The organism is Gordonia sp. NPDC003429, from assembly GCF_053588575.1.
On record NZ_JBSFQF010000026.1, the window covers coordinates 1 to 11,952 of the forward strand.

At 68.4% G+C, this 11,952-nt stretch carries 10 protein-coding genes and 1 rRNA gene; all 11 read left to right on the top strand.

Annotated elements, in window-relative coordinates:
• Nucleotides 1-88, top strand: a 5S ribosomal RNA gene (rrf, locus tag ACWDSI_RS19415); the annotation flags it as partial.
• 150 nt (nucleotides 89-238) lie between these two features.
• Nucleotides 239-2,188 (top strand): HAD-IIA family hydrolase, encoded by a 1,950-nt coding sequence (locus ACWDSI_RS19420; protein ID WP_449757531.1) that lies wholly within the window; start codon nucleotides 239-241, stop codon nucleotides 2,186-2,188.
• 13 nt (nucleotides 2,189-2,201) lie between these two features.
• On the top strand, nucleotides 2,202-2,423 hold the full coding sequence (locus ACWDSI_RS19425; RefSeq protein ID WP_449747935.1) for a hypothetical protein: 222 nt from the start codon (nucleotides 2,202-2,204) through the stop codon (nucleotides 2,421-2,423).
• Between the two features lie 11 nt (nucleotides 2,424-2,434).
• Complete coding sequence (locus ACWDSI_RS19430) at nucleotides 2,435-3,334, top strand: TlyA family RNA methyltransferase (RefSeq protein ID WP_449757532.1); 900 nt, start codon at nucleotides 2,435-2,437, stop codon at nucleotides 3,332-3,334.
• A 34-nt stretch (nucleotides 3,335-3,368) separates the two neighbouring features.
• Nucleotides 3,369-4,415: an NAD kinase gene (locus ACWDSI_RS19435; RefSeq protein ID WP_449757533.1), complete on the top strand. Its 1,047-nt coding sequence runs from the start codon at nucleotides 3,369-3,371 to the stop codon at nucleotides 4,413-4,415.
• Nucleotides 4,416-4,417: 2 nt separating this feature from the next.
• On the top strand, nucleotides 4,418-6,157 hold the full coding sequence (gene recN, locus ACWDSI_RS19440) for a DNA repair protein RecN (RefSeq protein WP_449747932.1): 1,740 nt from the start codon (nucleotides 4,418-4,420) through the stop codon (nucleotides 6,155-6,157).
• A gap of 98 nt (nucleotides 6,158-6,255) precedes the next feature.
• Entirely contained in the window at nucleotides 6,256-7,443 is a 1,188-nt protein-coding gene (gene steA / locus ACWDSI_RS19445) for a putative cytokinetic ring protein SteA (RefSeq protein WP_449757534.1), read from the top strand.
• 3 nt (nucleotides 7,444-7,446) lie between these two features.
• Nucleotides 7,447-8,391, top strand: coding sequence for a copper transporter (locus ACWDSI_RS19450; RefSeq protein WP_449757535.1), 945 nt, complete (start codon nucleotides 7,447-7,449; stop codon nucleotides 8,389-8,391).
• Between the two features lie 112 nt (nucleotides 8,392-8,503).
• Nucleotides 8,504-10,249 (top strand): CTP synthase, encoded by a 1,746-nt coding sequence (locus ACWDSI_RS19455; RefSeq protein WP_449757536.1) that lies wholly within the window; start codon nucleotides 8,504-8,506, stop codon nucleotides 10,247-10,249.
• Nucleotides 10,246-10,890, top strand: coding sequence for an NUDIX domain-containing protein (locus ACWDSI_RS19460; protein WP_449757537.1), 645 nt, complete (start codon nucleotides 10,246-10,248; stop codon nucleotides 10,888-10,890). The genes ACWDSI_RS19455 and ACWDSI_RS19460 overlap by 4 nt, the downstream gene beginning before the upstream one ends.
• A 5-nt stretch (nucleotides 10,891-10,895) precedes the next feature.
• Entirely contained in the window at nucleotides 10,896-11,819 is a 924-nt protein-coding gene (gene xerD, locus ACWDSI_RS19465) for a site-specific tyrosine recombinase XerD (protein WP_449757538.1), read from the top strand.
• Nucleotides 11,820-11,952: the final 133 nt, after the last annotated feature.

An 11,952-nucleotide genomic window follows, 5' to 3' on the forward strand; every position in this document is an offset into this window, starting at 1 on the left:
CGGCCCCATTCCGAACCCGGAAGCTAAGCCCTCCAGCGCCAATGGTACTGCACCCTAACCAGTGTGGGAGAGTAGGACACCGCCGAACACAATTTAAAGAAATGCCCCGCACTTCGGTGCGGGGCATTTCTTGTCTCATCACTCTTTTCAGTGTTGCGTCGGCTCGGGGCGTCGGATTTCGTTTTCGGACGTGGTCCCGGTGCCGCCTCAACCGTCAGGAGGGCATAGATTGGCATCCATGAATGATCGCGACCGCGGACGCGGTGCGGGTAGGCGCCCAGCGCGTTCGAATGTGCGGCCCGCAGAGCCCGCGCTCCCCGATGACGTCACGGCTTCCGATCTCGACCCCCAGGTTCGGCGTGATCTGTTGACGCTCGACAAGGCGAACGCCGATCGGGTGGCCCGTCATCTGGTGATGGTCACCCGGTTGCTGGACGAGGACCCGGTCCTTGCGCTCGACCATGCCCGCGCGGCGCGCGAGCGCGCCGGCCGCGTGGGACTGGTGCGCGAGACCGCGGGCATCGCCGCCTACAGCGCCGGCGAATGGCAGGAGGCGCTCACCGAACTGCGGGCGGCCCGTCGGATCAGCGGCGGCACTGCGCTGTTACCGCTCATCGCCGACGCCGAACGTGGCCTCGGCCGTCCCGAGCGTGCCATCGAGATCGCGCGCAGTGAGGATGGCAGGGCGTTGTCGGGTGAGGAAGCCACCGAGATGCGCATCGTCGAGGCGGGCGCCCGGATCGATCTGGGTGAGCCGGAAAAGGCGATCGTGACGCTGCAGGCCGAGGATCTGTCACCGTCGCGGACCGGGACGCCGGCCGCGCGCCTGTTCTACGCCTACGCGTCCGCGCTGCTGGCGGCAGGACGGCGCGACGACGCGGTCACCTGGTACATGAATGCGGCGGCCGCCGATGTCGACGATGCCACCGACGCGGAGTTCGCACTGATGGAACTCTCCGCCGGTGACGAGGGTGACGGCGAAACCGAAGATCACAGGGCCGTGTCTTCACCGGCTGTTGAAGAATCGGCCGCCACGGAATCGGCAGCCGAGGAATCGGCTGTTGAAGAATCGTCAGTCGAGGAATCGGCGGGGGATACGTCGAGTGCTGCGGCGGCCGTAGGGGAGGTGTCGAAGCCGCAGTCGCCGCCCTCGGCGACGCTCGCGGCCGGCTATCAGGCTTTACTGCTCGATCTGGATGGCACTGTGTTCTCCGGTCACCGACCCGTCGACGGTGCCGCGGAGACTCTGGATTCGCTCGACATTCCGCAGTTGTTCGTCACGAACAACGCGAGTCGCCGCCCGGACGCCGTGGCCGCGCATCTCACCGAACTGGGGTTCACCGCGACACCCGAGCAGGTGGTGACCAGCGCCCAGAGCGCTGCGCGGCTGCTCGCCGAGCACCTCGCACCGGGTTCGCGTGCGCTGGTGCTCGGAACCGACGGCCTCGCCCAAGAGGTCCGCGAAGTGGGCATCGGGGTCACCCGCAGCGCCGACGACCGGCCCGCGGCGGTGATCCAGGGTTTCTCGCCCGACACCGGGTGGGCGCAACTGTCCGAGGCCGCGCTCGCGATCCGCGGTGGGGCGTTGTGGATCGCGACCAACGTCGACGCCACCCTGCCCTCGGAGCGCGGTCAGATGGTCGGCAACGGCTCGCTGGTCGCCGCCGTCGCGAACGCGACCGGTGCACAGCCCCTGGTCGCCGGCAAGCCGGCGGCGCCGCTGATGTCCGATGCCATCGCGCGCAGCGGTGTCGCCTCGCCACTCGTCGTCGGCGATCGTCTCGACACCGACATCCAGGGCGCACATGCCGTCGGTCTCGACAGCGCCCTCGTGCTCACCGGGGTGAGTTCCGCCAAGGACTTGCTGGTCGCGCCGCCCGAACAGCGCCCCACCTATGTGATCGACGACCTCACCGGACTGTTGGAGGCGGCCGACCTCGTGCGGGTGGCAGCGCAGGAGCAGTGGCAGGTCTCGATGTCGGGTACCACGGTGACCGTCGCGGCGACCGGTGACGTCGACTCCGCCCGGTCCAGCCTGCTGCCGGCACTGGCGGATGCGGTATGGCGACTCATCGACGGACAAGACCTGGATTCCGACGCGGTGGACCCGACATCGGTCACGATCACCAGCGACGACGACGCGGTCCGGTCGTTGCTCGAGACTCTCGGCGTCGGGACGCTGGACTAGCGTGGACTCCGACATGGACCCTGATCAATACACCGCCGAAGGACAGCCGGGCATGCCGGCCGGTTCCGCGCTGCCGGTCACCGAGGCGATCGGCGCGTTGCTCGCCGAGGTGGACGAGATCCGCGCACGGACCGAGGACTCATTCGATCTGGCGGCTCTGGGCCGACAGGCCGAACTACTCGAACGCGCCCACGACACGCTGACCCGGGCACTGGCCGAGGTCGACCCCCGATGAGGCCGGGCTGAGTGGCCGCGCGGCTTCGTCTCGACGCCGAACTCGTACGCCGGGGCCTGGCCCGGTCGCGTGAACAGGCACGAGACCTCGTGGACGCCGGACTGGTCAAGGTGAACGGAGTGGTTGCCACCAAACCGGCCACCAACGTCGGCAAGGACACACCGCTTCTGATCCTCGACGATGATTCCCGCGACGACTGGGCCTCTCGTGGAGCGCACAAACTCATCGGCGCACTCGATGCGTTCGCCGCGGACGGGCTGACCGTCGACGGTAGGCGATGCCTGGACGCCGGCGCGTCCACCGGTGGCTTCACCGACGTCCTGTTGCGGCGTGGCGCTCGTGAAGTGGTCGCGGTGGATGTCGGGTACGGCCAGTTGGTGTGGCGTCTGCAGAGCGACGACCGCGTCCACGTGCACGACCGCACCAACGTGCGTCACCTCACCGCGGCCGACATCGGTGGGCCCGTCGACGTCGTGGTCGCCGACCTCTCGTTCATCTCGCTGTCGCTGGTACTACCCGCCTTCGTCGCCTGCGTGCATCCGGGTGCGGATTTGCTGCCCATGGTCAAGCCGCAATTCGAGGTCGGCAAGGATCGGGTGGGTGCCGGTGGTGTGGTGCGGGATCCGCAGCTGCGCGAGCAGGCCGTGGAGGGTGTCGCCCGGGCCGCCGCGCGGGTGGGATTGATAACCCGCGGCGTCGTCGCCAGCCCCCTGCCGGGGCCGTCGGGAAACGTCGAGTACTTCCTGTGGCTCACCTACCGCCCCGACCTGTCGCATCCCGATCCGTCGGCCCATCCCGATCCGTCACCACCGCCGGGGAGCGATAGGGTCGGTAACCGGGTCGACTCGTCGCACGACGAACCCGATCTGTCGGAGATGATTCGGAGCGCCGTTGCGCAGGGACCTCGCTGAACGCGGGGTGAGCGACCGTAGGAAAGGGACACACGTGGTCAACGAGTCCGTCGGCGCTCGTCCGGGTCACCGTGATATCCCGGGTCAGCGGGAATTCCTGGTCGTGGCCCACACCGGCCGGGAGATCGTCACCCGCACCATCGTGGCGATCGCGCGGCACTGCGCCGAGGCCGGTGTGCGGCTGCGGATCGTCGACCACGACATCCACGCCGACAATCCGGCTCACCGGCTGCAGGCCTATCCCCAAGATCGCGACGACGCCGAGCACGGACGGGCGCGACCTCCCAACCACCCCGTCAATCCGAGCGAATTGCGAGGTCTGGGCGCGTCGGTGGAGGTGACCTCCGGAGACCCCGACTCCGCGGTCGGCTGCGAGATCGTGATCGTCCTCGGCGGCGACGGCACCTTTCTGCGGGCCGCCGAACTGGCCTACCCTGCCGGCGTTCCGGTCCTCGGAATCAACCTGGGACGCATCGGCTTCCTCGCCGAGGCCGAGGCCAATCGGGTCGATGACGTGATGCGTCAGCTCATCGCCCGCGACTATCGCGTGGAACCGCGGATGACACTCGACGTGACGGTACTCGACCCCGCCCGGCCCGACTCCCCGCAGCGATCGTGGGCACTCAACGAGGTCGCCATTCTCAACCGCACCAGCAGTGGTGTCCTCGAAATGGTCACCGAGGTCGATGGGCGCCCAGTGTCGGCGTTCGGCGCCGATGGCGTGCTGGTGTCCACTCCGACGGGTTCCACCGCGTACGCGTTCTCCGCCGGCGGGCCCGTGATGTGGCCCGACCTCGAGGCCATACTGGTGGTGCCGAGCAATGCTCATGCGCTCTTCGCGCGCCCGATGGTCACCAGCCCGCGGTCGCGGATCGCGGTGGAGGTCGACAAGGACGGCCGCTCGGCGATCGCACTCTGCGACGGCAGACGCCGCCTCGATGTGCCGGCGGGGGCTCGCGTCGAGGTGGTGCGCAGCGAACGGTCGGTGCTGTGGGTCCGGATCGACTCCGACCCGTTCGCCGATCGCCTGGTCACGAAATTCGAACTGCCGGTGACCGGCTGGCGGGGGAGGCAGGGGTAGGCATGCTCGAAGAGCTGTCGATCACCGGGCTCGGCGTCATCGACTCGGCGGCCGCGCAGTTCCCACCCGGATTCAGTGTGCTCACCGGCGAGACGGGCGCGGGCAAGACGATGATCGTCACCAGCCTGCGGCTGCTCTCCGGTGCGCGGGCTGATGCGGCACGCGTCCGGTCGGGAAGCGCCAAAGCCGTTGTCGAGGGCCGGTTCCGGATGAGCGACACAGCCGACGACGTCGCCGAGATCCTCGAGTCGAGTGGCGCCGAACTCGACGACGACGACACCGTGATCGCGGTACGCACGGTGAACGCCGACGGCCGTTCGCGGGCACACCTGGGCGGCCGGTCGGTGCCGGCGGGGGTGTTGGGCCGCTTCACCGGCACACTGCTCACCATTCACGGCCAGAACGACCAGCTCCGGCTGCTGCGTCCCGAACACCAGCGTGCCGCGCTCGACACGTTCGCCGGTGAGCGGGCCGCCAAGGCGCTGCGCGGCTACCGCACGGCCCGCGACGAATGGATCTCGATTCGCGACGAGCTCGACGCGAGACGTGCCAACCATCGCGAACTCGCGCAGGAAGCCGACCGGCTGCGATTCGGTGTCGACGAGATCGGTGCCGTCGACCCGCAACCCGGCGAGGACTCCGACCTCGCGGAAAGCATTCGCCGACTCTCCGATCTCGAGTCCATTCGCACCGCCGCGGCCGGTTCGCACGACCTGATCGCCGGTGACACCGGATCGGTGATCGACGCACTGGGGCAGGTGCGTGGTCTGCTGGAATCGGCCGGCGACGCCGAACTGCGCACCCTCGCCACGCGCGTCTCGGAATCGCTCACCGTGGTCACCGACATCGGTGCGGAGTTGTCGGGATTCCTGTCGGGTCTGCCCGCCGACGCCGACGAACTCGACAAGATGCTCACCCGGCAGGGCGAGTTGAAGGCGCTGGTGCGCAAGTACGCTCCCGACATCGACGGCGTGATCGCCTGGCGGGCCGACGCCGAGCGCCGGCTCGCCGAGATCGACGACCCGCAGGGATCGATCGACGAACTCGAAAGCGCGGCCGCATCGGCTCGTGCCGCGGTCGAGTCGGCCGCACATCACCTGGGCGCGGTGCGCCGTAAGGCGGCGAAATCGATGGCCGCCAAGGTATCCGCGGAGCTTGCCGGCCTGGCCATGGGTGACGCGGTGCTCTCGGTGACCGTCGCGCCGGAGACCGCGGTCGACGCCGACCGCCTGGCCATCACCGTCGACGGCATCGAGGTACACGCGGGAACCGATGGTGCCGACCACGTCGAGTTCGCGTTGGTCGCGCACAAGGGCGCCGACCCGCTGCCGATCGCGAAGTCGGCGTCGGGTGGCGAACTCTCGCGACTCATGCTGGCGTTGGAGGTGGTGCTCGCCGAACCCACCTCGGGGTCGGTGATGGTGTTCGACGAGGTCGACGCCGGGGTGGGTGGACGTGCCGCGGTCGAGATCGGACGCCGGCTCGCCGATCTCGCGCGCGCCCATCAGGTCATCGTGGTGACCCATCTGCCCCAGGTCGCCGCCTTCGCCGACAATCACCTCGTGATCGGCAAATCGTCGACCTCGGGTGCGCGAGCCCAGACCAGTTCGGTGCGTGCCCTCGACCGCGACCAACGCGTCGCCGAACTCGCCCGCATGCTGGCCGGACTCGGTGAGTCCGACACCGGGCGCGCACACGCCGAGGAACTGCTCAGCACCGCCGAGAACGAGAAGAACGGCTGACTCCGGGCCCGAAACAGCTGTTACTCGTGTGACAAAAGTTGCAAATGATGCGGCGCGCCTCCCCGCAGATGCGTCCGCGGGCGTCAATCATGTGCTGCATGAAGATGCCCGCACTGCTCGCACGTAACACCGACGAACTGCCTGGCGTGTCCGGTATCGCCAGGATCGACAAGAACACCCGCCGTCTCCTCGACCGGGTCGGCCCGGGGGACATCGCCATCCTCGACGAGGTCGACCTCGACCGGGTCACCGCCGACGCCCTCGTGCAGGCCAACGTGGTGGCCGTGGTCAACGCGTCGTCCTCCATCACCGGCCGCTACCCCAATCTCGGTCCGGAGGTGCTCGTCGCCTCGGGCATCGTGCTGCTCGACGACGTGGGCCCCGAGGTGTTCAAGCGCGTCAAGGACGGCGCCAAACTGCGGGTCCACGACGACCGGCTGTTCATCGGGGAGCGGCGTCTCGCGCGTGGCACCGAACTGTCCGAACACGAGATCGCCGACATGATGATCGACGCGAAAACCGGGTTGGTCGATCACCTCGAAGCGTTCTCCGGCAACACCATCGAATTCATCCGCAGCGAATCACCACTGCTGATCGACGGCGTCGGGATGCCTGACATCGACGTGTCGGTGGCCGGCAAGCACGTCGTGATCGTCGCCGACGGTCCCGACCGCGGCAGCGATCTGCGTGCGCTCAAACCGTTCATCAAGGAGTACTCCCCGGTGCTCGTCGGTGTCGGAGCCGGTGCCGACACCCTCGTCAAGGCGGGCTACAAGCCGGCGCTGATCGTCGGTGATCCGGAGGACATGAAGATCTCGACGGTGAAGTGCGGTGCACAGGTGGTGCTGCCCGCCGACACCGACGGCCACGCACCGGGCCTCGAACGCATCGAGGACCTCGGTATCGGTGCCACCACTTTTCCCGCCGCGGGCTCGGCCGCCGACCTCGCGTTGCTGCTCACCGACTACCACGGCGCCGATCTGATCGTCACCGTCGGTTACGGCGGGACCCTCGATGACTTCTTCGACCGGTCACGCCGCGAGAGCAACCCGTCGACCTTCCTCACCCGGCTGAAGGTGGGACCGAAACTCGTTGACGCCAAGGCCGTCTCGACGCTCTACCGCAGCCGCGTCTCCGGCGCGGCGGTCGCCTTCGTGGTCCTCGCCGCGCTCATCGCGGTGATCGCCGCGGTGATGCTCTCCAGCGCGGGCGCCGAGGTCACCGACTGGGTGGTCGCGCAGTGGAATCACCTGATCGCCTGGGCGCACGAGGTCTGGAACAGGTAAGCGATGATCTCCCTCCGACAGCACGCCATCTCACTGGCGGCCGTCTTCCTGGCACTGGCGCTGGGACTGTTCCTCGGGTCGGGGTTCGTCGGCGATCAGATGAACTCGTTGACCGGAACGAGTCGTGATCGTGTCGGTGCGCTGGAGAAGGAACGTGATGGGCTTCGTGATCAGCTCACCACCGCCAACGGGTTCACCACCGCTGTCGCCGGCAGGCTGGTCGCCAATCAGTTGCGCGGCCAGTCGGTGCTGGTGGTGACCGTGCCGAATGCCTCCGACGGTGATGTGGACGCGATCCGCAAGCTCATTGTCGGCGCCGGCGGCACCGTCAGCGGCCAGGTGGGCCTCACCCCGCAACTCCTCGGCGATCAGAAGGCCGAACAACTCGGCACCATCGTCGATCAGACCATCCCGCCGGGTGTCTCGCTCCGCGCCGAACTCGTGGATTCCGGTGGGCGCACCGGAGATCTGCTCGGCGCGCTGCTGCTCGAGCGTGCCGGCCAGACATCGGTGTCGGCCGGCGACCGCGGCACCGGACTGCAGGCGCTGCGCGACGGAGGCTTCATCGGCTACGCGGGCAACACGGTGCGGCCCGCAGATCTCGTCGTCTTCGTCACCGGCGGCGCATTTCCGGCCGACTCGGGCGCACAGGGCCAACTCGTCGCGCGCCTGGCCGCGGCCATGACCGCTCGCGCGCAGGGCGGGGCGGTGGTCGGCCGCAGCGGCTCGGCCGCGCAGGGTTCGCCCATCGGGGTCATCCGCGGCGATCCCTCCCTCAACGATGCGGTGTCCACGGTCGACAACGTCGATCAACAGATGGGTCAGATCACCACGGTTCTCGCCCTGAACGCCGAGAGCGACGGCCGCACCGGGGCGTACGGCACCGGCCCGGGGGCCAAGGCGATCACCGTGCCCGCACCGTCACCCGGCGGCGGCCCGGCCGCCTGACATTCGCTCCTGCACGGTGTGGCGGCGCCCAGACGGTGCCGTGGGTGTTACCCTGGAGTCCCGTAGGTGAGAAGGTTGTGCAACCTGATCCGGCCGACGGGAGACACGCGTTTTGCGACCACTGCGCCACGTGCATGCGGGCACCAAACATATTTTCGTGACGGGCGGAGTCGCGTCGTCACTCGGTAAGGGATTGACGGCGTCGAGCCTCGGGCAGTTGCTCACCGCTCGCGGTCTCCGCGTGACCATGCAAAAGCTCGATCCCTATCTCAACGTGGATCCGGGCACCATGAATCCGTTCCAGCACGGTGAGGTGTTCGTCACCGAGGACGGCGCCGAGACCGACCTCGATGTGGGACATTACGAACGCTTCCTGGACCGCAACCTGTCGCAGTCGGCGAATGTGACCACCGGACAGGTGTATTCGACGGTGATCGCCAAGGAGCGACGCGGCGAGTACCTGGGGGAGACCGTCCAGGTGATCCCGCACATCACCGACGAACTCAAGTCCCGGGTGCTCGCGATGCGGGAACCCGGCGACGACGGCGAGTCACCAGACGTGGTGATCACCGAGATCGGCGGCACCGTCGGCGACATCGAGTCGTTGCCGTTCATCGAGGCCGCGCGGCAGATCCGCCACGACGTGGGGCGCGACAACGTGTTCTTCCTGCACGTCTCGCTGGTGCCGTATCTCGCGCCGTCGGGCGAGCTCAAGACCAAGCCCACCCAGCACTCGGTGGCCGCGCTGCGCAACGTCGGTATTCAACCCGACGCCCTGATCCTGAGGTGCGACCGCGACGTCCCCGAAGCCCTCAAGAAGAAGATCGCGCTGATGTGCGACGTCGACATCGACGGTGTGATCTCCACCCCCGATGCGCGGTCGATCTACGACATTCCCAAGGTGCTGCACAGCGAGCAACTCGACGCGTATGTGGTGCGCAAGCTGGGGCTGCCGTTCCGCGACGTCGACTGGACCGAGTGGGGTGAACTGCTCAACCGCGTCCACGAACCCCGCGAGTCCGTGCGAATCGCCCTCGTGGGCAAGTACGTCGACCTGCCCGATGCCTACCTGTCGGTGACAGAAGCGATCCGTGCGGGCGGATTCGCGTGGCGGGCACGTGCCGAGATCAAATGGGTGCCGTCGGACGAATGCGCCACCGACGCCGGCGCGCAGGCAGCCCTGGGCGATGTGGACGGTGTGCTCATCCCGGGCGGATTCGGCATCCGCGGCATCGAGGGCAAGGTGGGCGCGATCCGTTATGCGCGCCGCCGCGGTATTCCGCTGCTGGGTCTGTGCCTGGGCCTGCAGTGCATCGTCATCGAGGCCGCCCGCTCGGCCGGACTCGACGGCGCGAGTTCCGCCGAATTCGATCCCGACACACCGCATCCGGTGATCTCGACGATGGCCGACCAGGCCGAGATCGTGGCCGGTGAGGCCGACCTCGGCGGCACCATGCGACTCGGGGCCTACCCGGCCGTCCTGCGGGAGGGCAGCGTCGTCGCGGAGGCGTACGGCACCACCGAGGTATCCGAACGCCATCGTCACCGCTACGAGGTCAACAACACCTACCGCGACAAGATCGCCGCGTCCGGACTGGAGTTCTCGGGCACCTCGCCCGACGGGCACCTCGTGGAGTTCGTCGAGTATCCGCCGTCGGTGCATCCCTTCCTGGTGGGCACCCAGGCCCACCCGGAGCTCAAGAGCCGCCCCACCCGGCCCCACCCACTGTTTCGCTCGTTCATCGATGCCGCGTTGAAATACAAAGCAGCCGAACGGCTTCCGGTTGACCTCGGTGACTACGATCCGCCTCCGGTGACGGTCGGCGCCGAGTTCGAGGACGAGGAACGCGGCGCTTGAGCCCGTCGGAGAGCGCCGACGCACCGCACGAATTCACCGTACGGTCGAGCACCACCGTGTACGAGGGCGCCATCCTCGCGCTGCGCGTCGACGACGTCACGATGCCCGGCGGTCGCCGGGCCCAGCGCGAGGTGGTCGAGCATTTCGGCGCGGTCGCCATCGTGGCGCTCGATTCCGCCGACCGCCTCGCGATGGTGCGGCAGTACCGGCACCCGGTGGGGCGGCGTCTGCTCGAACTTCCCGCGGGACTGCTCGACAAGGCATCCGACGAATCGCCGTTGGAAGCTGCGCAACGCGAACTCGGCGAGGAGACAGATCTGCGCGCCGATCACTGGGACGTCCTCGTCGACCTCGTGCTCTCGCCGGGATTCACCGACGAGGCACTGCGACTGTTCCGCGCGACCGGTCTGCACGAAGTGCCTGCGGCAGCGCGTCACGACGAGGAAGCCGACATGTCGCTGGAATGGGTGCGCCTCGGCGACGCGCTCACGATGGTCATGAACGGGGAGATCGTCAACGCGACGAGCGTGGCCGGCATCCTCGCCGCCGCCACCGCGGCACACCGGGATCTCACGCTGCGCACCCCCGAGGCGCCCTGGCCCGACCGGCCCACCGCCCTCTGGGAACGACGGAACGGGTGAACACGGTGAAAGCGCGTGTCGGCGACGATGTCTCGCGCTACCTCGACCACCTGACCGTCGAACGTGGCATGGCAGCCAACACGCTCGCGTCCTACGGACGCGACCTCGACCGCTATCAGCGGTACCTGCACGGCCGCGGCATCAACAGCCTCGCCGAGGTCACCGAGGACGATGTCCGCGAGTTCCTCGTCGAACTGCGACGCGGCGACGAGGCCTCGGGCGCTGCGCCACTGGCGGACAGTTCGGTGGCACGAACCCTCGTGGCCACCAGAGGCTTTCACAAGTTCGCCGCAGCCGAGGGGATCGTGGCCACCGACGTCGCCGTCGCGGTACGGCCACCGCGACCGGCCCGAAGGCTCCCGAAAGCCCTCTCGGTCGATGACGTGTTGTCGCTGCTCGACGAGGCCGCTCGGGGCGATCATCCGCGGGCGTTGCGCGACCGAGCGCTGCTCGAACTTCTCTACAGCTGCGGCGCGCGGATCTCGGAGGCCACGTCTCTCGACCTCGACGACCTCGATCTCGACGCGCTGACCGTGCTGCTGCGCGGCAAGGGCGGCAAACAACGCCTCGTCCCGGTCGGCGGTCCGGCGGCCACCGCCGTCGACGCCTACCTCGTCCGCGCCAGGCCGGCGTTGGTGAGCCGCTCGACGCCCGCGCTGTTCCTCAACGCGCGAGGCGGCAGGCTCACCCGGCAGGGTGCCTGGCAGGTACTCGCCGACACGGCGTCTCGCGCCGGGATCACCACTACGGTGTCCCCGCACACACTGCGCCACAGCTTCGCCACGCATCTCCTCGACGGCGGCGCCGACGTGCGGGTGGTGCAGGAACTGCTCGGGCATGCGTCGGTGACCACGACGCAGGTCTACACGCTCGTCACGGTCAACACGATGCGCGAGGTGTATGCCACCACCCATCCGCGCGCCCGGTGACTCCCCGACGCGATCGGGCGGCGCGCTCTCGGCGATGCACCACGGGGTGAGAGAAACGACGCACTACGCTGGACAAGACGTCGGGCAATCCGGCCCAGGTCACGACACCGATGACGACACGGTCTACTCGGGG